The 23,365-nt window shown below is 37.3% G+C and carries 23 protein-coding genes; all 23 read right to left on the bottom strand.

Annotation, left to right across the window (positions count from 1 at the left end):
- Window positions 1-49: 49 nt before the first annotated feature.
- On the bottom strand, window positions 50-1,753 hold the full coding sequence (locus E1I69_RS04325; protein ID WP_136378374.1) for a proline--tRNA ligase: 1,704 nt from the start codon (window positions 1,751-1,753) through the stop codon (window positions 50-52).
- Window positions 1,754-1,783: 30 nt separating this feature from the next.
- Window positions 1,784-3,043 (bottom strand): RIP metalloprotease RseP, encoded by a 1,260-nt coding sequence (gene rseP / locus E1I69_RS04320; RefSeq protein WP_136378373.1) that lies wholly within the window; start codon window positions 3,041-3,043, stop codon window positions 1,784-1,786.
- 159 nt (window positions 3,044-3,202) lie between these two features.
- Window positions 3,203-4,360, bottom strand: coding sequence for a 1-deoxy-D-xylulose-5-phosphate reductoisomerase (locus E1I69_RS04315; RefSeq protein ID WP_136378372.1), 1,158 nt, complete (start codon window positions 4,358-4,360; stop codon window positions 3,203-3,205).
- A gap of 24 nt (window positions 4,361-4,384) precedes the next feature.
- Window positions 4,385-5,179, bottom strand: a complete 795-nt coding sequence (locus tag E1I69_RS04310) for a phosphatidate cytidylyltransferase (RefSeq protein WP_136378371.1) — start codon at window positions 5,177-5,179, stop codon at window positions 4,385-4,387.
- 32 nt (window positions 5,180-5,211) lie between these two features.
- The gene (locus E1I69_RS04305; RefSeq protein WP_136378370.1) at window positions 5,212-5,973 is read right to left on the bottom strand and encodes an isoprenyl transferase; all 762 of its coding nucleotides are present in this window, start codon (window positions 5,971-5,973) and stop codon (window positions 5,212-5,214) included.
- A 173-nt stretch (window positions 5,974-6,146) separates the two neighbouring features.
- Complete coding sequence (gene frr, locus E1I69_RS04300) at window positions 6,147-6,704, bottom strand: ribosome recycling factor (protein ID WP_136378369.1); 558 nt, start codon at window positions 6,702-6,704, stop codon at window positions 6,147-6,149.
- 4 nt (window positions 6,705-6,708) lie between these two features.
- Window positions 6,709-7,431, bottom strand: coding sequence for a UMP kinase (gene pyrH, locus E1I69_RS04295; RefSeq protein ID WP_136378368.1), 723 nt, complete (start codon window positions 7,429-7,431; stop codon window positions 6,709-6,711).
- A gap of 232 nt (window positions 7,432-7,663) precedes the next feature.
- Window positions 7,664-8,545 carry a translation elongation factor Ts gene (gene tsf, locus E1I69_RS04290; RefSeq protein ID WP_136378367.1) on the bottom strand — a complete coding sequence of 294 codons (882 nt, stop codon included), beginning with the start codon at window positions 8,543-8,545 and terminating at the stop codon, window positions 7,664-7,666.
- A 148-nt stretch (window positions 8,546-8,693) separates the two neighbouring features.
- On the bottom strand, window positions 8,694-9,392 hold the full coding sequence (gene rpsB / locus E1I69_RS04285) for a 30S ribosomal protein S2 (protein ID WP_010282364.1): 699 nt from the start codon (window positions 9,390-9,392) through the stop codon (window positions 8,694-8,696).
- Window positions 9,393-9,540: 148 nt separating this feature from the next.
- Window positions 9,541-10,053 carry a hypothetical protein gene (locus tag E1I69_RS04280; RefSeq protein WP_136378366.1) on the bottom strand — a complete coding sequence of 171 codons (513 nt, stop codon included), beginning with the start codon at window positions 10,051-10,053 and terminating at the stop codon, window positions 9,541-9,543.
- Window positions 10,054-10,063: 10 nt separating this feature from the next.
- Entirely contained in the window at window positions 10,064-10,369 is a 306-nt protein-coding gene (locus tag E1I69_RS04275; protein ID WP_136378365.1) for a hypothetical protein, read from the bottom strand.
- A 20-nt stretch (window positions 10,370-10,389) separates the two neighbouring features.
- Window positions 10,390-11,751, bottom strand: a complete 1,362-nt coding sequence (locus E1I69_RS04270; protein WP_136378364.1) for a DUF342 domain-containing protein — start codon at window positions 11,749-11,751, stop codon at window positions 10,390-10,392.
- Window positions 11,752-11,779: 28 nt separating this feature from the next.
- A complete protein-coding gene (locus E1I69_RS04265; RefSeq protein ID WP_136378363.1) occupies window positions 11,780-12,547 on the bottom strand; it encodes a FliA/WhiG family RNA polymerase sigma factor in 768 nt (255 codons plus the stop codon).
- 47 nt (window positions 12,548-12,594) lie between these two features.
- A complete protein-coding gene (locus E1I69_RS04260) occupies window positions 12,595-13,092 on the bottom strand; it encodes a chemotaxis protein CheD (protein WP_136378362.1) in 498 nt (165 codons plus the stop codon).
- A complete protein-coding gene (locus E1I69_RS04255) occupies window positions 13,085-13,726 on the bottom strand; it encodes a chemotaxis protein CheC (RefSeq protein ID WP_136378361.1) in 642 nt (213 codons plus the stop codon). Before E1I69_RS04255 ends, E1I69_RS04260 begins: the two co-directional genes overlap by 8 nt.
- Before the next feature lie 5 nt (window positions 13,727-13,731).
- Window positions 13,732-14,193, bottom strand: coding sequence for a chemotaxis protein CheW (locus E1I69_RS04250; RefSeq protein ID WP_136378360.1), 462 nt, complete (start codon window positions 14,191-14,193; stop codon window positions 13,732-13,734).
- Window positions 14,194-14,222: 29 nt separating this feature from the next.
- Complete coding sequence (locus E1I69_RS04245; protein ID WP_136378359.1) at window positions 14,223-16,268, bottom strand: chemotaxis protein CheA; 2,046 nt, start codon at window positions 16,266-16,268, stop codon at window positions 14,223-14,225.
- An 18-nt stretch (window positions 16,269-16,286) separates the two neighbouring features.
- On the bottom strand, window positions 16,287-17,351 hold the full coding sequence (locus E1I69_RS04240) for a protein-glutamate methylesterase/protein-glutamine glutaminase (RefSeq protein ID WP_136378358.1): 1,065 nt from the start codon (window positions 17,349-17,351) through the stop codon (window positions 16,287-16,289).
- 10 nt (window positions 17,352-17,361) lie between these two features.
- Window positions 17,362-18,237 carry a MinD/ParA family protein gene (locus tag E1I69_RS04235; RefSeq protein ID WP_136378357.1) on the bottom strand — a complete coding sequence of 292 codons (876 nt, stop codon included), beginning with the start codon at window positions 18,235-18,237 and terminating at the stop codon, window positions 17,362-17,364.
- Complete coding sequence (gene flhF / locus E1I69_RS04230; RefSeq protein ID WP_136378356.1) at window positions 18,234-19,406, bottom strand: flagellar biosynthesis protein FlhF; 1,173 nt, start codon at window positions 19,404-19,406, stop codon at window positions 18,234-18,236. The genes E1I69_RS04235 and flhF overlap by 4 nt, the downstream gene beginning before the upstream one ends.
- Window positions 19,403-21,439 (bottom strand): flagellar biosynthesis protein FlhA, encoded by a 2,037-nt coding sequence (gene flhA, locus E1I69_RS04225; protein WP_136378355.1) that lies wholly within the window; start codon window positions 21,437-21,439, stop codon window positions 19,403-19,405. Before flhA ends, flhF begins: the two co-directional genes overlap by 4 nt.
- A 63-nt stretch (window positions 21,440-21,502) precedes the next feature.
- On the bottom strand, window positions 21,503-22,585 hold the full coding sequence (flhB, locus tag E1I69_RS04220; RefSeq protein ID WP_136378354.1) for a flagellar biosynthesis protein FlhB: 1,083 nt from the start codon (window positions 22,583-22,585) through the stop codon (window positions 21,503-21,505).
- Window positions 22,586-23,362: a flagellar biosynthetic protein FliR gene (gene fliR, locus E1I69_RS04215; RefSeq protein WP_136378353.1), complete on the bottom strand. Its 777-nt coding sequence runs from the start codon at window positions 23,360-23,362 to the stop codon at window positions 22,586-22,588.
- Between the last annotated feature and the right edge of the window lie 3 nt (window positions 23,363-23,365).

Here is a 23,365-nt window from a genome sequence, read left to right as displayed (position 1 = left end):
ATAATGAAGGTACCTCAAATGATCGAGGTACCCTCTTCTTTTCTATTATTTATTTTACTACATATTTCTTAATTGTCTCGATAAGATTTTCAATATTTATTTCCAATGTTTCCCCTGTCTTACGAATCTTCACTTCAACAATGCCTTCACTAGTACGTTTTCCAACAGTGACTCGTAGTGGCAGTCCAATTAAATCGGAATCTGCAAATTTTACCCCTGGGCGTTCAATACGATCATCAAATAAAACGTCATAGCCGCTTTCCTGTAGGGCGACATATAAAGATTCAGATAGTGCTTTTTGTTCTTCGTTCTTAATATTTACAGGGATAAGGTGAAGATCATATGGCGCTAAATTCTCAGGCCAAATCAGACCATTTTCATCATTCGATTGCTCTGCAACAGCGGAAAGAGTTCTAGAGACGCCAATACCATAGCATCCCATAATCATTGGCTGTGATCTTCCATTTTCATCGAGGAAGGTTGCGCCCATCGCTTCACTATACCGTGTACCGAGCTTAAAGATATGGCCGACTTCGATACCTTCTGCAAACACAATTTTACCTTGTCCATCAGGTGATGGATCCCCTTCTTGAATGAAGCGAAGGTCTGCAAATTGTATTCCTGCAAAATCACGATCCGGGTTTACATTGATAAAATGATAATTCTCTTCGTTTGCACCACAGACTCCATTAACAACTGATGCTACGGCATGGTCAGCTATTACAGTGATTTCCTTCGTTACATTAATTGGACCTAATGAACCAACTGTACAGCCCATAATCCGCTCAGTATCTTCAGTACTTGCTAATTCTACAGTTGTAGCTTCTAGCAGATTTTTCACTTTTATATCATTTATTTCATGGTCACCACGAGCTAACACAAGAACAAATTCCTCGTCCACCTCAAAAAGAAGTGATTTTATACATTTATCCTTTGAAACATCAAGGAAAGCAGCCACATCTTCAATTGTCTTCTTTCCGATTGTTTCTACTTTTTCTAGCTCTTTTGCTGGCTCATCACTTTTTGGATATTCCATGACAACTGGTGCCATTTCAATATTTGCCGCAAATGAAGAAGTGTCAGAATAGGCAATCGTGTCCTCTCCGACTTTCGATAGAACCATGAATTCGTGGGTATCTTTACCACCCATTGCACCAGAGTCAGCAATAACGGCACGGAAGTTAAGTCCGCAACGTGCAAATACATTTGAATAGGCGGTATACATTTTTTCATATACCTCATGAAGGCTATCTTGATCAGCATGAAATGAATAGGCATCTTTCATGATGAATTCTCGACCACGCAGGAGGCCGAAACGAGGTCTTTTTTCATCACGGAATTTTGTTTGAATTTGATAAAGTGTAATCGGTAGTCTTTTATATGATTTAATTTCATCACGGACAAGACTCGTAATTACTTCTTCATGGGTTGGTCCTAATACGAAATCACGCTGATGACGATCATGCAGACGCATTAGTTCTGGACCATACGAATACCAACGCCCAGATTCCTGCCAGAGCTCAGCAGCTGTTAAAGCTGGCATAAGGAGTTCTGCTGCACCAGCCCGCTCCATTTCCTCACGGACAATGGTTTCGATTTTTTGTAAAACTCGTCTTGCTAATGGAAGATAACTATAAACACCACTTGCATTTTGTCTAATAAAACCTGCACGAATTAAAAGTTGGTGACTTTTGATTTCTGCATCAGCAGGTACTTCTCTTAGTGTAGGGATAAGTGTCATACTTTGTTTCATATCTTGCACCTCGTTTAATTGAACTTCAATTTATAAAAAGAATCGTTGAATATCATTCCATGTTACAACCAACATTAGCAGCATTAGTAAGGCAAATCCAATAAAATGAACCATACCTTCCTTTTGCTTGTCAATCGGTTTTCCTCGTACAGCTTCCAACGCAAAGAACACTAATCGTCCACCATCAAGAGCTGGCAGTGGCAACAGGTTCACAATTCCTAGGTTAATGCTAAGAATAGCAGCCCATTTCATCACATAAAAGATTCCAGATTGAACAACTGTATCAGTTGATACATATATTCCAACAGGTCCTGAAAGCATGTCAATTGAGAATTGACCTGTAATAAGCTTTCCTAGACCGAGTAATATTTCCTTAGTCCACATAAAGGTTTCCAAAACCCCATATTTCAATGAAGGTAAAACTGATTTCTCTACTGGACCATAAACACCTATGACCCCAATTGTTTCATCCTCAAGCTGTTGAGCTTTAGGGGTTACCGAAATTTCATGAAGGTTACCATTACGCTCGACCACAAATCCGATTTCTTCCTCGGGATTTGCGCGAATAATATTTACAATATCATTCCAAGTCGAAACTTGTTCATTATCGATTTCACGAACAATATCACCTTCATGGAGTCCAGCTTGAAGTGCTGCTCCATCTTCCGTTAATTTTCCAAGGATCGGTTTATCAACCGGAGTCCCTTGTAATAAGCCGATTACAATTAAAATAATAAAAGCTAGTACAAAATTCATTGCCGGACCAGCTGCAATTGCCAATGTACGCTGCATTAATGTTTTAGAGGCGAATTGGCGATTATAAGGGGCGATTTGCGTTTCTTGTCCATCCATCACAAAAAAAGCAGTCTCACTAACCTCATATCTTTTTAGAACCTCATCTTCTCCATCTTCATAGCCAGTAATAAATAAGCCGTGCTCTAAGTCAGCATCCTCAACCTCGACTACCTTTAAATCTGGATATTTGTCCTTATTATTTAAAACGATTTTATCGACTTTCCCATCTTTATTGAATAACAACCCGATGTTATGACCTGGTTTAATTTCAACCATTTCCGGGTCTTCGCCAGCCATTCTAACATATCCGCCAATCGGAAGGAGACGAATTGTGTAAAGTGTTTCATTTTTTCTAAAGGTAAATACCTTTGGTCCCATCCCAATTGCAAATTCACGACAGAGAATTCCGGCTCGCTTAGCTAAAACGAGATGCCCCCACTCATGAAAAAATACAAGTGCACCAAATATTATGATAAAGGCTATCACAGTCTCCACATATTTAACCACCTTTTGTTAGATTAAGCCAAAAGCATTAAGCACGCCCAGTTATGGGCGACGAACACAAGACGAGAGCTGACGGAAGGCACTTTTTGCCTTCAGAAACTATTGACTTGTGACCTCGAGCCGATGGCACTTGAAGCTAGACGTAAAGAACTATTTCTTATCTACCAAGTCACGAACAAAAACTCGAGTTTGCTGATCCACTTGTTGGATGATATCCAAACTTGGTTTTTGGATGGTATCATGTTTTTCCAATGCTTCTTCTATGATTTCCTCAATCTCTAAGAATGAGATTTTACTATTTAAAAATCCTGACACCGCCTCTTCATTTGCAGCATTTAATACAGTTGGAAGAGTCCCACCTGTTTTACCCGCATGAAAAGCAAATCCAAGGCATCTAAATCTGTCAAAATCCGGCTTTGCAAAATGTAGTTTTCCGATTTCCCAAAGGCGTAATCTCTCCTTAGATGCAGGCATTGGAAAACGATCTGGATAAGAAAAGGCGTATTGAATAGGAACCCTCATATCTGGTGTTCCAAGCTGGGCAATGACACTGCTATCATGAAACTCAACCATGGAATGAATAATGCTTTCTTTATGTAGAAGAACATCGATTTGTTCATATGGAAGATTAAACAACCAATGAGCTTCAATCACTTCTAACCCTTTGTTCATCATCGTTGCTGAATCAATGGTTATTTTAGCACCCATTGACCAGTTCGGATGATTAAGTGCATCTTCAATCGTAACATCCTTAAGCTCATCACGAGTGCGATCACGGAAACTTCCGCCTGAAGCAGTTAAAATGAGTTTCTCCACATTCTTTTCATCTTCACCCTGTAGGCATTGAAAGATAGCAGAGTGCTCACTATCTACTGGTAATATGTCAACGCCATGTCTCTTTGCGGCATCCATAACAAGGTGCCCTGCAGTAACTAAAGTTTCCTTGTTAGCAAGCGCAATTGTTTTTTTTGATTCAATTGCTTTTAAAGTTGGTAATAAGCCTACACTCCCAACTACAGCATTAAGAACGATTGTTGCTTCATCATAAGTAGCAACCTCAATTAAACCTTCATCACCATATACAAACTGAATATCGGTAGAAAACTCACTTTTCAATACTTCACATGTTTCTTTTGTTTTTACAGAAACAAGTTTTGGTGAAAACTTATGTATAATTTCACGCCCTAAGGTCACATTCTCCCCTAAAGACATAGCAACAAGCTTTACCTTTTCTGGATGCTGCTTGATCACATCCAATGTTTGTTGCCCGATGGAGCCCGTTGCCCCTAATAAACTAATTTTCTTCACAAACTCACTCCCAATACAAAACCACTACTGAATAATAGCACTTAAAAAATATAGAATCGGCAGGATAAATATCATGCTATCAAAACGGTCTAAGATTCCGCCATGACCTGGTAGCAATGTCCCCGAATCTTTCACATTATAATGTCTCTTTAACGCGGATTCTACCAAATCCCCTATTTGTCCAAAAACAGACACAAACAATGTCACGATAATAAGGGATAAGAAGGAATCAAATAAATCCGTGATTAAGTTAAATACAAACGCAAATATGATAGCTGTAACAATTCCACCTAAGAAACCCTCAATTGTTTTATTCGGACTAATTTCCGGCCAAAGTTTTTTGTTACCTAGTTTTCTCCCAACAAAATAAGCCCCCGAATCAGTAGTCCAAATAACAACGAATGCATAAAATATATATGCTAATCCCAGCGCTCTTATTTCAATCATATAATAAAAACCAAAACCAATATAGAGTGCTGCAAGGATAACTAGTCCAGCATCGTCAAAATTGAAGCTATTTTTAGAAACAACCGTATACGTTAAGATTAATAAAACAATCAGTAGGACGATTTCAATTTTCGTAAATTGAAGGGTAGTAAATAAATCATTGTATTGACTTGGAATTAAAATAATCCATAACAATATGATAGAAATTACGCCCGGGATTGATGCAATTTTAATTTGCTTCATCCGTAGAAGCTCAAAAATAGCTATAGCACCCATTACAAAAACTAAAATAGTAAACGGGATGCCACCAATAATTACAATCGGTAGAAAAATTGCTGCTGCAATTATTGCTGTAATAATTCTTTGTTTCATCTTATCATTCCTTTTTCAAAAACGATTGGGTCTTATACGCCCCCAAATCGCCGACCTCTCTTTTGATATGCGTGGATGGCCTCTAATAAATGTTTCTCTTTAAAATCAGGCCATAATACATCTGTAAACCAAAATTCGGTATATGCAAGCTGCCAGAGCATAAAATTACTTAATCGTATTTCCCCGCTTGTACGGATTAACAAATCCGGGTCTTGTAATCCAGCACTCATTAAATATTGGTCAAATACATCCTCGTCTATTTTTTTATGTAGGTTTCCCTCTTGATAGTCCAAAAGAATGTGATTTACAGCATCTAAAATTTCTGCTCGACCTCCATAATTAAGTGCGAAGTTTAATACTAAGCCGGTATTATGCTTTGTATCATGTACAGCTTTATCTACCGCTTTTTGAGTATGCGCAGGAATTGCTTCTTTATTCCCCATGATACGAACCCGAACGTTTTCCTCAATCAACTCAGGTAGAAATGTTCCCAAAAATTCTTGGGGAAGTCTTAATAAATAATTAACCTCATCCTCTGGACGCTTCCAGTTTTCTGTTGAAAACGCGTAGACTGTTAAAGTCTTTACACCAAGTCTACTGGCAAGCTTGGTCACTCTTTTAACTACCTTCATTCCTTCATGGTGACCAGCAGTTCTGGGCAATGAACGTTTTTTTGCCCATCTCCCATTTCCATCCATTATAATCGCTATGTGATTAGGAATTGACCCTTTTACTATTTCTTCTTCTGAAATAGAAACTGGCTTTTTATTCGTTTTTTTAAATTTTTCAAACATTCACAAGTCCTCCAACACCTGAATCAAATGCGCCTTGGTGTTTTTGCACCAGACCAGTTTCATTTTACCATTTTTATATCGGTCAAGGTAACTAATTAGTAGTCAGTATTAACAAAAAAACCCCCTGTAAACGTTAGAGGGTCTTTTTACAATATATTGTACATTGAAATGGATTAGACTTCCATGATTTCTTTTTCTTTTTCTTTTGCAACGGAATCAATCTTATTAATAGATTCATCCGTGATCTTTTGAACATCATCCGTTAAGCTGCGCAATTCGTCTTCAGTGATTTCACCATTTTTCTCAAGCTTTTTCAATTCATCATTTCCATCACGACGAACATTACGAATCGCAACTTTAGATTCTTCCGCATATTTCTTTACTAACTTCACTAACTCACGACGTCTTTCCTCTGTTAGTGGTGGGATTGAAATACGAATAATGGACCCATCATTAGTTGGATTTAAGCCTAAATCAGCCTTCTGAATCGCTTTTTCCATATCTCCTAGAACGGATTTGTCATATGGTTGGATAACAAGCATTCTAGCTTCAGGTACATTAATAGATGCAAGCTGATTTAAAGGCGTTGGTGCGCCATAGTAATCAACTGATACCTTATCGAGGATTGCTGGGTTCGCTCTACCAGCCCTAACAGTTGCTAGTTCACGAGACAATGCTTGGATTGCTTTAGACATTTTATCTTTTACTTGATTTAAGGTATTATTTGCCATAAAGTTATTTCCCCCTTACAATTGTTCCGATATTTTCTCCTAGAACGGCACGTTTAATATTGCCTTCTTCCATAATTGAAAAAACAATTAACGGAATATCATTGTCCATGCAAAGTGAAGATGCAGTGGAATCCATAACAGCAAGTCCTTCTTTTATAACATCGAGATAGGATAACGTGTCATATTTCACAGCTGTTTTATCTATTGATGGATCCGCATTATAGACACCATCAACATTGTTTTTAGCCATTAAGATAACCTCTGCCTCGATTTCAGCAGCACGTAGGGCTGCAGTTGTATCTGTTGAGAAGTAAGGATTTCCTGTACCTGCTGCAAATATGACAACTCGTTTCTTTTCAAGATGACGAATTGCCTTTCTTCTTATGTATGGTTCAGCGACTTGACGCATTTCAATAGAGGTTTGGACACGAGTTTGAATTCCTTGATTTTCTAAGCTATCTTGTAAAGCTAAGGAATTCATTACCGTTGCAAGCATTCCCATATAGTCAGCATTAGCACGGTCCATCCCCATTTCACTGCCAATCTTACCTCTCCAAATATTTCCACCACCGACAACTACTGCAACTTCTACTCCTAGTTCAGCAACTTCCTTCACTTGTTTTGCTACAGACTGGATTACAGATGGATTTATGCCAAATCCCTGTTCACCCGCTAATGCTTCACCACTTAATTTTAACACTACACGCTTATATTTGGCACCACTCATCGAATAAAAAACCTCCATCTTTTAAGAAAAGTACAATGCGCCCGCCTATCGGCGCCAAGCATAAGACGAGCGCTGACAGAAGGTGCATTTTACCTTCAGAAGCGATTGGCTTAGACCTGAGAGCCGATGGCGCCTTGTGCTAGACACAAAAAAAGTACTAGCACCTTTTTTAATGGCGCAATACTAAACATTTCAAAAAGAGGGAACACATAACGTGTTCCCTGTTTTCTTTTTACTTCTTCACTTGGCTCATTACTTCTTCAGCGAAGTTATCTTGACGTTTCTCGATACCTTCACCAACTTCGTAACGAACGAAGCTCTTCACTGTAGCACCTTTAGATTCAACAAACTTACGAACTTTTTGGTCTGGGTCTTTAACGAAGCTTTGGTCAAGAAGACAGATATCTTCGAAGAACTTACCAAGGCGTCCTTCAACCATTTTCGCAACGATATTTTCTGGTTTACCTTCATTTAATGCTTGTTGTGTTAAAACTTCACGCTCATGTTCAACTTCTTCAGAAGAAACTTGATCACGTGATACATATTTAGGATTTACCGCTGCTACGTGCATTGCTACATCCTTTGCTACATCAGCGTCTGTTGTACCACCTAAAACAGACAGAACGCCAATACGTCCACCCATGTGAAGGTAAGCACCAAATACATCACCGTCTTCTTTTGTAGCAATCTCGAAACGACGAAGGGAAAGCTTTTCTCCAATTTTTGCAATTGCACCATTAATATATTCAGAAACAGTTGAACCGTTGTCCATCTTTTGTTCTAATGCTTCTTCAACATTAGCTGGCTTTTTCGCTAAAAGATGAGCACCTAATTCTTTTACTAACGTTTGGAAGCCTTCGTTCTTTGCAACGAAATCTGTTTCAGAGTTTACTTCTAAAATAACTGCTTCATTACCTGAAACTTCAATAGAAGTTAAACCTTCAGCAGCGATACGGTCACCTTTTTTCGCAGCTTTCGCAATACCTTTTTCACGAAGGTAGTCGATCGCTTTGTCCATATCACCATCAGTTTCTGTAAGAGCCTTTTTACAGTCCATCATTCCTGCTCCAGTTTTTTCACGGAGCTCTTTTACCATTTGTGCAGTAACTGCCATTATGTTTTCCTCCTTATTTGCCACTATGTACTTGAACGAATATTAATTCTTTAAACATTCTGTTTGTATTATGACTTAAAAACGGTAAAAATATATAGTTCTTAAAAAAGGTGATAAAAGGCATAACCCTCTTATCACCTTTCGCTCATTAAGCAGATGTTTCTTCACCTTGTTTAGCTTCTAGGATAGCGTCTGCCATTTTTCCTGTTAAAAGCTTAACCGCGCGAATTGCATCATCGTTTGCAGGGATTACATAATCAATTTCATCTGGATCACAGTTAGTATCAACGATACCTACGATCGGGATGTTTAATTTATGTGCTTCTGCAACGGCAATGCGCTCTTTACGAGGGTCGATGATGAATAAAGCATCTGGTAATTGCTTCATATCTTTAATTCCGCCTAAGAACTTTTCAAGACGTTCTAACTCTTTCTTAAGCTGAACAACTTCTTTCTTAGGTAAAACATCAAAAGTACCGTCTTCTTGCATTTTTTCAATGTCTTTCAGACGCTTGATACGCTTTTGAATGGTTTCAAAGTTTGTTAATGTACCACCTAACCAACGTTGGTTAACAAAGTACATTCCAGAACGCTCAGCTTCTTCTTTAACAGAATCTTGAGCTTGCTTTTTTGTACCAACAAAAAGCATTGTTCCACCGTTACCTGCTAATTCCTTAACGAAATTATAAGCTTCTTCAACCTTCTTAACTGTTTTTTGAAGGTCAATGATATAGATTCCGTTACGCTCTGTAAAGATGTAACGCTTCATTTTTGGGTTCCAACGGCGAGTTTGATGACCGAAGTGAACACCAGCTTCAAGCAATTGCTTCATAGAAATTACTGACATGGATGAATCCTCCTAATGGTTTTTTGTCCTCCGTTCATATCATCTTTAAGCAAAACTGTATGAACAGCACCAATGCTTAAATCTATGAACGTGTGTGATAACACCAAAAATTAATATACCACAATCGAAATCAGTGGGTCAAGAAAAATTAGTGGTTTTGACGAAATTTGTGTAAAAGTTCGATTTCAGTTTTTCCCTTATTTAGTTTTTTTGCAATCTCTTCATAAGAAAGGCCCAGTTTTAGAAGATGTTCGATGTCTCTAACAATAGTATCTTTACTATTTTCATTATTTCCATGGGTTTCTTGTTTTATTTCATTTTCTACTAGATTAACCTTCCCAGCTTCCTCCCTATCTGAATAAGACGGGAGAAGGTCTTGTAGATCATCAGTAGTTAACTCCGGCTCTCTAATGTGAATGGATTCCTTCTGGCTTTCTTCTTTTTGTTCATGGTTCATATCTTTAATTCTATTTAAAAACACTTCATTTTCTTCCTTGATTTCCATCACATATGAAGTGATCACATTTTCAAATTCTTTTAGTAAACGTTCTTGTTTCATTTCAACATCTTTTAGTTGCGTTATTTTAAGATATAAAAGAATGATTAAAAAAAAGGCAACAGCAAGTAACGCAAAACTAAGTATAAATAATATGGTTGTCATTCAATTCCCTCTATCCCACAATATCAATAAAATTGCCCTTGTATGGATGTTGCTCTTTCTCTTCTTGTTCAGCATGTTTAGTTTTATTTGAAGGCTGTTTTGAAAAAGAGTTTGATGATGCATCCTTATGTATTTGTGCGTTTTCAGATTTGTTGTTTTCGTTGACTTTTGCTCGGTTTCTTTTCTCCAATTTCTCATTTTCTGCTGTGATTTTGTCTTGCATATGCTGTCCACGGTTAATTACTTGTTCCTGGACCTTTCCTGCATCCTGAGTTCTTGGAATCGCAACTTGTAACTCGACTAATTTTAGACTCAATGATTATCACTTCTTCCAATTTATTTTTCAGAATAGATGTCTATTGAAATCTCTTTATTAACTAGTTGCGCTTTTACATGGTGAAAGAGTTGGTTGGTGATTCTTTTATATTTACCAAATTGGATATTGACATTCGGATATAGATTTCCGGTAGCTATTATAAATGCAGTCACTTCCTTCTGTTTTGAAGAAAGTTCAAGTAATTCTGATTCAAGTAACTCTAGCTTTTTTGTTAGCTCCGTTTGTGTGAGTTTGTCTCTTTTGAGAAGTAGCACTTCATCCTCTGTTAGAATGGATGTCCGCTTGTATTTTTCTGCTAATTTCTGCAGTATTAGTAAAACTTTTTGAAGATGGGCTTTTGTTGTATCTATTTCCGAACGAATTCGTTTTTCTTCTTCACTATTATGTTCAGTTGTTCCAATCTGGATCTCTGTTTTTGTATGTGATGCATTGCCGATGTCCTTTGCCGTTACATGGTTCCCTGCCGATATTAGTCCTCCAATGAGACTCCCAGTTATGGCATGAACATTTTCTTTGGCAAAACAGACACTATGTAAAATCGAACCTGTTATTTCGATATTTTTTCCTGCATATACCTGACATTGATTCAAATAGGATGCAATAATATCCCCTTCGGCACGAATCAATGCTTTTGTAAACCCAACAATCCCTCCATATATAAAAATGGAACCTCCCGCCACTATTTGTGCGCCTTCAACAATGCCATATATTGAGATATCACCACCTGCTTTGACAACATAATCGCTAGGTACATTCCCTCTAATGGTTACATTCCCAACAAAGTCAATATTTCCGGTTTTTAAATTTAAATCTCCATCTACTTCAAAAAATGGGAGAACGTTAATCTTTTTATCTGATAAGGTGATTTGTCCGTCAATTGAGGCGTAAAGCTTCCCATTTGTCTCCACAACGTTTTTACCCACCATAGATGGATTTGGATTCCCATCTGCAGCTGCAATTGGATGTCCGAATACGTTTCTTCCTGGAATCCCAAGCTTACTCGGATAAATGGTTGCAACAAGCTGACCTGCTCTTACGGACGGTATTTGCCTTACATTTCGAAAATTTAATACCTCGTTAGAATGAATCTCGTGTTTCTGTTCAACAGTTTCTAGCTTTATAAAACCATCTTCGCCTTTTTGTGAAGCCTCGCCCTCTGCAAGTAATACGGGGAAAAGCATGCTATTCACATCCGAAACCATTTTAGAAATGACATCTCGTTTTATTCCAAACGAAATTCCATGTTTAGACAGTAAAGAATAGACGTCAGACTCTTCAATTTGAAGAGGTATAGAATCTCTCATGACATTGATATGTACAGTTAATTTATCCTTGGATATTAATAATTCTAATTCTGACACAATCCTCCCGCCTTTTTGATGCCTTTTTTTAATGGATGTGTTTTTGTAAGATATCCCTTAATTTAAAGAGGGCCTTCGAGTGAATTTGGGATATTCTCGATGTCGATAACCCCATAACCTGTCCAATTTCAGTTAATGTAAGCTCATCTTTATAAAATAAACTTATAATCAACTGCTCTTTTTCGTTTAATTGTTGGATGACATTCATTAATTGGTGAAGTACTTCTTTTTTAACAACATGTTCTTCTGGTGTTAAGGTCGCATAATCCTTTATGGTAAAAGCTGATTTATCAAGGCCCTCGTCATCATGTTGATGATCGTCCATGGAAAGTACATTTGCAAAGAAGCCTTCATTCATGGTTTGATAAACATCCTCTTCACTCATCTCGACTTCAGCGGCGATTTCCGAAATTGTTACATTGCGCATCAGCTTTTGTTCTAGCTTTTCGATGGCAGACTCCACTTTTTTTGTTTTTTCTCTTGAACTTCTAGGTAACCAATCTTCCTTTCTGAGCCCGTCTAATATGGCTCCTCGTATTCGAAAGGAAGCATATGTATCAAATTTTAAGTCACGAGAAGGATCGAATTTTTCCAGAGCATCATATAACCCAACCATCGCAAGACTTTTTAAATCATCTTTATTCACACTTTTCGGTAGTGTGACTGAGATTCTCTGTACATGGTATGATACGAGAGGCAAGTATTTTCTTACAAGCGCATCCCCTGCATCTGGGTCTCTTGAGTCGGTCCATTTCTGCCAATGCTCCTCTTGATCAGTTGATGATAATCTGGACATTCTACTCCTCCTTTTCGTTAATTTTAAGAAACATTATTTTAACCTACTTAAATTTCCTTAGTCCCTTTGTTGACTGTGCGGATTTTTAATATGGTTGTCTCCGGATTAAATTCAATCGTTCGACCATTGCTCCCACCAACATCTGAAGCAACAAGAGTGATTTTTAAGCGTTTTAACTCTGCCTCCACCGCTTCAATGTTGCGCGGGCCAATTCTCATAATATCACTGCCTGATTGAAATTGAAACATTTGGGCCCCACCAGCAATTTTGGCTTTTAGGCTCTTTTCCCGACCACCGATTCCAGTAATTTTATATATGAGCTCCTCTATTGCAGTATCTGCATATTTAGCAATATTGATGTTTCCTGCTTTTGTCGAGGCCGAACTTGGTAACATGATATGGGCTAGTCCTGCTACCTTTTTTGCTTGATCATAAATGACCACCCCCACACAGGAACCTAATCCAGAGGTTCGGATTAAGTCAGGTGCAGTAATAACATTCATATCAGCGATCCCCACTTTTATGACTTGAGAAGAGTCAATCATGAATTTGAACTCCTAATGCAGTGAAGATTTTTTCGAATGAATCAGGATCCGGCAACAGCAAAAAATGCCCATTTATATTGTTGTTTTCTGGATTTTCATTTTCTTTAATTTCGGTTTCGATGACAATCGCAAAATCACTTACCTGTGATAATTCCAGTAAGCCATAGCCGATAATAGCACCTACCATATCGATTGAAAAACCGGGAACGGATGGATACAAATTCAACCCAGTAAAATCTGATAATGATGTAAGATAGGAGCCAGATAGTATATTTCCAACTTCTTGAAACGCTGATATCCCCATTTCATTTTGAGAGTCACTTTCAAAAGAGAAACTTTTATCACCGACGACATCCTGGATTAATGTTGTAGCTTGTGGAAGCTGCAAAATAAAAAACATATTCCCGGTTAAATCCCCTTCAATACGGAGGAAAATACCCGCAACAATATTTTCAGCACCACCTGCAAACTCCATCATTTCATCAAACGAAACGATTCTCACATTTGGCACCTGCATATCAATTTTTCGCTGTAATAGCTTCGACAAAGCGGTAGCAGAGTGCCCAACCCCAATATTTCCAATCTCTTTTAAAATATCTAAATGTGTAGAATTAATACGTTTGAAAAATGACATATCGATTATCCTTCCATCTTTTCCTTTACTAATTTTGGATTAAGAACCTTTTCTAGATTTAATAAAATAAGCAGCCTTTTCTCCAGCTTTGCTACTCCTTCTAGGTATTCTACTTCAACACTACCTACAATCTCGGGTGGAGGCTCAATTGAGTCAACTTGAATATCCATTACGTCATTTGCGGTATCTACAATTAATCCGACTTCAGCATCATCCGTCGCAACAATAATAATCCTTGTGCTGTCCGTATACTCAGTATCAACCATACCAAAACGTGTTCTTAAATCAATAATTGGAGTAACAACTCCTCTTAGATTAATAACACCCTTTACAAATGGTGCTGTTCTAGGTACACGAGTAATGTGCTGTACTTTTTCAATAGAACGTACCTGAGAAACTGGTATCCCGTATTCCTCATTTTGGAGTGAAAATACAATTACTTTTAACACAGCTGCTTGTTCAGTCATGTTTCCTCCCCCTATTACCTACAAAAAATTTATTTGATTAATGCATTACAATCAACGATTAAAGCTACTTGACCATCACCTAAGATGGTTGCTCCAGAAATGGCGAACACATTTGATAAATAGTTTCCTAACGACTTCAACACAATCTCTTGTTGACCAATGAACGAATCAACAATGAGTCCTGCGGATTTATCTGCTTTTTTCACAATGACAACGGAAAGGTATTCATCCTCAACTGTGTCAGCAGGTATTTCAAAAATATCTTTTAAGTCTACTAGCGGAACAACTTTGCCTCTAAAATCGATTACTTTTTGATTGTGGGCATGAAGGATCTCCCTTTTTTTGATGATAGCCGTTTCAATAATTGAAGAAAGTGGTATTGCAAACTTTTCATTTTGAACTTCAACAAGCATGACCGATATGATAGATAACGTTAATGGTAGCTGGATGGAAAAAACAGATCCTTTTCCCATCGCAGATTGAATCGTAATCGAGCCACCTAGTGATTCAATTGTATTCTTTACAACGTCTAGCCCAACCCCACGGCCAGAAACATCCGATATCTTTTCAGCAGTTGAAAAACCGGATGAGAAAATGAAATCAAATACTTGGCTATCAGTTAAGGTCTCGGCTGATTTCACTGTAATCAACCCTTTGTTAATCGCTTTTTGAATGATTTTATCACGACTAATACCAGCACCATCATCTTCAATTTCAATAAAGACATGATTCCCACTGTGATAGGCACGTAAAATAACAGTACCTTCTTCTTGTTTTCCATTTTGCACTCGGATTTCAGGTGTTTCAATCCCATGGTCCAGTGCATTGCGCAAAAGATGTACAAGTGGGTCACCGATTTCATCGATAACAGTCCGATCTAATTCCGTTTCCGCTCCTATGATTTGAAGGTCAATTTTTTTATGCAAATCCTTGGCTAATTGGCGTACCATACGTGGGAAACGATTAAAAACGGTTTCAACAGGAACCATTCTCATTGTGAGGATGATATTTTGTAAATCTCCTGAAACTCTTGACATTCTTTCTACCGTTTCATTTAACTCAGAATGGTTTAGGTCACGAGAAATTTGCTCTAAACGTCCTCTATCAATGACCAGTTCTTCAAATAAATTCATCAGAATATCAAGTCGTTCAATATTGACCCTAATCGTCTTGTGATTTCCTCCATGCTTAGTACCTGATCTAGCAGGATGCTGGTCTTCTTTTTCAGATTTCAGTTGTTCATCCCCAACAGCAAGTGTAGGAGCAACTTCTGCTTGTGCCTGAAGATGTTCTTGAGTTACAGCATTCAATGAATCAAGTTGGACATCTAGAACTGTTACTCTATCTATTTCAGATACTTTCATAATACGTTTTTCGATATTTTCGGCTAATTCAGTTGATACAAGGGTTACAGTAAACTCACTTTGAAATTGCTCTTCCTCTAACTGATCAACTGAAGGAATGGATTTAATAATTTCACCAATCTGTTCGAGAACCTCAAATACCATAAATACACGAGCAGCCTTTAATAAACAATCCTCTCTAAGAACAATTGAAATTTCATAACAATTAAAACCTTGTTCTTTTGATTGTTGGATGACTGTTAATTCAAAATCATCATAATTAGACTTTATAGCCGCATCTTCCGTTTTTGGATTTACAATGACAGGTGTATCTTCATCATCCTTGATTACGTCTCCACTTTCAATTTTTTTCAATAAAAACACGACATCTGAAACATCTTTTTTTCCGTCGCCCCCGTCAGCAATTGAAAAAATCATTTCTTCCAAATAATCTACTGCTTTGAAAACAATATCTAATAGGGAAGGTGTAACATTAATTTTCATATTTCGAATGCCATCAAGGACATTTTCCATTTGGTGTGTGAGGCTAGCTAAATCGTCATACCCCATTGTCGCTGACATTCCCTTTAATGTATGGGCTGAGCGGAAAATTTCATTGACGATTGAAATATTTTCAGGTTCTTTTTCCAATTCTAATAGATGCTCATTACAAGACTGGAGATGCTCTTTACTCTCTTCAATAAAGACTTCTAAATATTGATCCATTTCCATCAAACAACACCCCTTTTCTTATGTAAGGTTAATTATGGTATCAGCTATTTCCTCTAATTTTTCAACACGATCAACTAAATGTGTCTCAATTGCCGATTTCGGCATTCCAAAAACGATTGAAGTTTCTTGTGATTCCGCAATGGCAACAGCTTGTCCGGTTTCTTTTAATTTCTTCAGACCATAGGATCCATCCGTACCCATTCCAGTCATAATAACCGATATTTTTTGAATACCTTTAATGTCACTTATCGATTCAAAAAGGACATCAACGGAGGGTCTATGTCCATTTCTAATTTCACTCTCATCAACATTCACGGCTAGTGAAGTGCCGATCTTTTTTATTTTCATGTGATGACCACCAGGTGCAATATAAGCTATTCCAGCCTTCAAAACTTCACCATTCTCAGCTTCTTTAACGGTAATTTCACATAAACTATTAAGTCTAGTAGCCAACGATTTCGTAAAACCTGCCGGCATATGTTGAACAATAACAATTGGCGCAGGATATTTTTTGGGAAATCTAGGAAGAACTTGTTGTAATGCTCTTGGTCCCCCAGTAGAGGTACCTATACAAACAATTTTTTTAATATTCCTATTTGGTTCTAGTTCTATTTTACTATAATCTATGTTTCTACTTGTATTATTTTCTTGTATTTTCAATGGCTTTTTTAATAAAGCTATATTCACTCTACCTGCTTGTAGTACTTTTGTCACAAGTTCGTTCTTAATTAGATGAAGGTCAATGGATATTGAACCTGATGGTTTTTGAATAAAGTCGACCGCACCATTTTGAATCGCGAGTAATGTATTCTCTGCTCCTTCTTTCGTTGTGCTTGAGAGCATCACCACTGGTCGTGGACTTTCATTCATAATTCGCTGTAAGGCTTCAATGCCATTCATTTCAGGCATCTCAATATCTAAAGTGACAACATCAGGATTGAGTTTTTTAATTTTGTCCAAAGCATCCATTCCGTTTCTTGCAGTTCCAACAACATGAATCCTTGAATCTTCCTGAAGAAAGTTAGCAATGAGTTTCCTCATGAATGCCGAATCGTCTACAATGAGAACATTGATTTTATCCATTTTAAAGCTCCTATCTACCACGTACGAAAAAACGCTGTAACTTTGATATGAAGGACGTATCTTGATTCTTTTCTTGACTTTGTTCATTATTTTCATCAAGATATTTTTTGCAAATATCAAGCAAATTTTTGCTTATTAAAGCTTTTGGTGCATATAGCAAAAATGGTTCCTGGTGACTTACAGCCTTTTGAACCGCTTTATCATCTGGTAAAACTCCTAATAAGTTGACTTCTTTTACTAAAAACTGTAACACGACTTGCTTGACTCTTTTAAGGGTTTGCATCCCTTCCGCCTCATTTTCTGCACGATTAACAACAAGGTACAATGGAATAGATTGGTCAAACAAACAGATATATTTCATCGCTGAATAAGCATCCGTAATTGCGGTTGGCTCTGATGTTGTAATGACAAAGATTTCATCCATGGCCAAAAGGAATTTTACATTTTCCTCTGTCATTCCTGCACCCATATCAAAAATAACGTAATCATATTCATTAAGGATGAATTGCAATTGTTCCATTAAATATTCTGATTTCTTTTCATCAAGCTTAAATAGATTCGGCAACCCATTTCCACCTGCGATATAATCAATGCCTTCAGGTCCCTTGATCAGCAATTCTTTTATGGTAAGATTCTTTTCAAATAAATCAACAATTGTATGATGGGCGGTTATTCCCATCAATATATCAATATTTCCCATTCCGATATCCATATCAAATAGCAAAACCTTCTTACCAAATCTAGAAAGGGCAATGGAAAAGTTTAGGGATACATTCGATTTTCCAACTCCACCTTTTCCACTGATAACGGCAATTGCCTTCGTTTGATCTCGTTTGTTATTCATCATAGCTAGTTTTCTACGAAGAGCTGCAGCTTGGTCTATCATGATTCATCGACTCCAAGGATAGTATTAGCGATTAAAGAAGGTGAAGCAATGGCAATATCATCGGGCACATCTTGTCCATTTGTTAAATAGGCTACACCAATGCCAGAATTGACTATTAAATTGACTATTGCTCCATAGTTTGCCGTTTCATCCACTTTTGTAAATATAAATTTTGATATCTTAATTTTGGAAAATTGTTGATATATCATGTTCATATCAGTCATTTTTGATGTTAAAGAGAGTACTAAAAACGTCTCCATATCATTTGAAAAATGAATTAATTCATTTAAATCATTAATGTATTTTTCATTGCGGAAGTTTCTCCCCGCGGTATCAATGAAAACAACATCGTACTCTTTATAGGCTTCCTTTGCTTTTTTAAAATCCTCAAAGGAATAACAAACTTCAACAGGTGCACCTAGAATTTTTGCGTAAGTTTTCAACTGTTCAATCGCCGCAATCCGAAATGTATCGGTAGTAATAAAAGCAATTTTCTTTTTATCCTTTAACATACAATCAGCAGCAATTTTTGCAATGGTTGTCGTTTTCCCAACCCCAGTTGGACCGACTACATTAATATATTTTTTTTGATAGGTTAAGCCACCGTAATCAACGTTAGATATTTTTGAAATAATACTTTTTCTCGTCCAATTTTGAACTTCTGCAAATGAAGCCTTTTCAGACGATAGGTACCATTTTTCAAGCAGACTAGACATGATTTCTTTTCGAATTGATGGGTCTATTTCTTGATTCATTAACATTTGATTCATTTCCTGCAGATATCCAGAATACAGGCTAATATCAGAGGATAAATCTTTCATTGCTGCTTTTATATCTTTAATTTCTTTAAGTAATTCTGGTGCAGCGCTATGAGTTTCCGGTGTGTCGTACTTTTTAGACGATTCATGAACAACCGGTTGTTGTGGTTCAGTTTGTTTGGTGATTACCGGTACTTTTCGTTCCTTTTCTTTAGGTTGAACCTTTTGTGTTCTTGTAGCTACTGGGTCTACAGCAGCTATTACCTCAAAATTCTTTTTCCGAAAAAAGCCGAAAACTCCTTGTGTTTGAACAATCTTTGAGTTTAAAATAACCGCTTCACTACCTAATTCTGCACGTATCATTTTCATTGCTTCCGGCATAGAAGGCGCAATATATTTTTTTACCTTCAATCTATATTCACCACCCCAACACTTTGAACTTCTACATTAGCCTCAAGCTCATTATAGGAAAGAACAGGGACCTGTGGAAAGTATCGTTCTATTAATTGCCTTACATACATTCTGACAGCAGGAGAACATAATAAAATCGGTGACTGCTCTTGGATACTAACAGTTTCGATTTGCTTTGCAATCGATTCAATAATTGATTGTGACACACTTGGGTCGATAGATAAATAATTTCCATGCTCTGTTTGCTGAACACCATCCGCAACGAACTTTTCGACTCTGCCAGAAAGAGTCACAACCTTCATTGTCTCTCCTTGTACGATGTATTGGTTTGTAATCTGTCTAGCCAAGGCTTGTCTTACATACTCTGTTAATAAATCAGTATCAGTTGTCATCCGACCAAAATCAGCTAATGTTTCGAATACAATCGGTAAGTTTCGGATTGAAACACTTTCTTTTAATAGTTTTGCCAGTACCTTTTGAACATCTCCAACGGATAGTGGATTTGGTGTTACTTCATCCACTAAAATTGGGTATGATTCCTTTAAATGATCAATTAACTGTTTCGTTTCTTGTCTACCGAGTAATTCATGAGCATTTCTTCGAATGACCTCTGTAATATGTGTAGATACAACAGATGGTGGGTCAACCACTGTATACCCGAGCATTTCAGCCTGCTCCTTCATATTCTCGGCAATCCATTTTGCTGGAAGACCAAACGATGGCTCAACCGTATCAATCCCTTCAATCGAATCATCTTCATAGCCTGGACTCATCGCCAAGTAATGGTCAAGCAATAGTTCTCCTCGAGCCATTTCACTTCCCTTTATTTTCAAGCGATACTCATTGGGTTGCAATTGAATATTATCCCTAATTCTAACGACCGGTACGACTAAACCTAACTCAATCGCTAATTGCCTACGGATCATAACGATTCGATCTAAGATATCCCCACCTTGGTTAGTATCAGCTAAAGGTATCAAGCCATAGCCAAACTCAAACTCAATTGGATCTACATTTAACAAATTCACAACACTTTCAGGACTTTTTAAGTCCTCAACTTGTACTTCTTCTTCAGTATCTGGTTCTAACTGAATTTCCTGATCCTTACTCTTAGAAATCATAAAGCCACCAATCGCTAAAAAGCTTGAAATGGATATGGTTAACAAATCGTGAATCGGTGTGAACAACCCTAACAGGAAAATAGTACCGGCTGTTACATACAACATTTTCGGATAGGCAAATAATTGCTTTGTAATATCTGTTCCTAAATTTCCTTCTGAAGCAGCACGCGTTACGACGATCCCTGTTGCAGTAGAAATTAATAAAGCTGGAATCTGACTAACGAGTCCATCCCCTATTGTTAAAAGTGTAAACTTAGAAAGGGATTCTTGAAAGCCTAGCCCATGCTGAGTCATTCCAATTATAAAACCAAATAGTAAGTTAATAAGGACAATAATGATCCCCGCAATCGCATCCCCTTTTACGAATTTACTTGCACCGTCCATTGCCCCGTAAAAATCAGCTTCTCTACTTACCTTATCACGACGTTCGCGGGCCTCTGTATCCGAAATCATCCCTGCATTTAAATCAGCATCAATACTCATTTGCTTTCCTGGCATTGCATCTAATGTAAATCGAGCAGCCACTTCTGATACACGTTCTGAACCTTTTGTAATTACAATAAATTGAATAACAACGAGGATTAAAAAAACGACGAATCCAACGACAATATTTCCCCCAACAACGAAGGTACCAAAGGTGTGAACAACTCCACCAGCATCCCCTGTTGAAAGAATTGATCTTGTTGTTGAAACATTTAACCCTAATCGAAATAGAGTTAGAAGGAGTAATAATGATGGGAAAATTGAAAATTGAAGTGGTTCTTGCATATTCATTGAAGTTAAGAGGACCAAGAGTGCAAGAGAAATATTTATGATAATTAAGATGCTCAGCATCCAAGATGGGAATGGAATAATAAGCATCGCAACTATTAAGATTACACTTAGTAAAACGGATAAATCTCTTGCTTGCATTGTTTTTCTCTCCTTTAGTCAAAAAAGCACAATTGGTGATGAGAAGGTTTGATAGCATTTAAATTAAACCTTCTCTTTTAAGCGGTACACATAGGCAAGAATTTCAGCTACCGCTTTGAAATAATCTTCAGGAATCGCATCCCCGATATCTGTCCCTGCGTAAAGAGCTCTTGCAAGTGGTCTGTTTTCAATCGTTGTAATTTCATGTTCTTTGGCAATTTCCTTAATTCGCTGAGCGACAAAGTCTACACCTTTAGCAACAACAAACGGTGCATCCATTTTTGCCTCGTCATATTTTAATGCGACAGCATAATGAGTTGGGTTCGTAATGATCACATCTGCCTTTGGCACTTCCTGCATCATCCGACTCATTGCCATTTCACGTTGTTTTTGCTTGATTTTTGATTTAATTAGTGGATCCCCTTCAGTCTTCTTATATTCATCTTTAATATCTTGCTTTGACATTCTTATGTTTTTTTCATAATCAAAGCGTTGGTAAAGATAATCTAAGAAGGATAAGAATAAAAGTGCGCCTCCAGCAAATAGCCCCATCTGAACAGTCAGTTTTGCCAGAACAATTAGTGCTGATCCGACTGTTTTTTGTGATAAGGACAAGATATCCTCCAGTCGGAACCAAAGAATGGCAAAGGTCACGCCACCAACAATGACTATTTTTAAGATAGATTTAATCATCTCTACAAGCGCACGAATCGAATAAATACGTTTGAATCCTTGAATAGGATCAAGCTTATTTAGCTTCATTTGAATCGCTTCAGGTGAAAATAAAAACCCAACCTGCATAAGGTTTGCTGCTATTCCAGCAATCAGAGCTACGACCATGATGGGTGCTAAAATAATCGCAGCTTCTAAAGATAACTCGATAAAAATTTCTTGAACGCTTTGCTCGGTTGGTGTAATTGATAAATAATGATTGAATGAATGTTTTAAAAACGTCATCATCCGATCAAAAATAAAACCACCAAAAACAAGGAGTGTAAAAAAGATGGAAAGCAACAAAATAGCTGTATTTACATCCGCACTTTTTGCTACTTGCCCTTTTTTTCTTGTTTCTTGACGTTTTTTAGGAGTTGCTTTTTCTGTTTTTTCACCTGCAAAGTATTGTAGGTTTAGACGAACAAAATACATCTAGCTTCCTCCTAAAAGTTCCATTAATCCTCGCATCGTATATAACATATTGTCTACTAGTTTTCCGACAAGCATAAAGATCATCGACATTGCGATTAACATGACAACAAAACTAACCCCGATCTTTAATGGTAATCCGACAACAAACACATTTAACTGCGGAACAGTTCTTGCCACAATTCCTAAGGCAATATCCACTAAAAACAAAGCACCCACAACGGGCATGGACATTTGAAATGCAATGATAAACATGGTGCTAAAAGCCTTTAAAACAAACTCCACTACATGTTCATTTCCAAATGGAAGGGTCGCTTGTTCCATTGGAATGAATTCATAGCTATAAAAAATTCCGTCTAATAAAAGATGGTGACCATTAATAGCTAGTAAAAAGAGAAGGGAGAATGTATATAAATATTGACCCATTAACGGGCTTTGTGCTCCAGTTTGGGGATCGATTACATTGGCAATGGCAAACCCCATTTGAAAATCAATAAAGCCACCTGCAATTTGGATAGCAGCAAAAATCATATAAGCAACTAAACCAATTAAAAGCCCTACCATGACCTCTTTAAAAATCAGCATGATAAAGTAGCCATCAATTTGAAATATCGGCTTTTCCATGGATAGGAACATAATCCAAGAGATAAAAAATGCAATGCCGATCCGATGGGAAGCAGGAAGTGTTCGATAGGAAAACAACGGCATTGTTACAAAAAAGCTGGTTACTCGAACTAAGACCAGCAAAAAAGCAGGAAAATAGGTATATACCTCTGTCATTTT

This window comes from Bacillus timonensis, from assembly GCF_004799755.1.
In the GTDB taxonomy this organism is placed as follows: Bacteria; Bacillota; Bacilli; order Bacillales; family Bacillaceae_L; genus Ferdinandcohnia; species Ferdinandcohnia timonensis_A.
The sequence above is the reverse complement of the archived record's forward strand: the minus strand, read 5'-3'. Positions and strand labels throughout refer to the sequence as shown.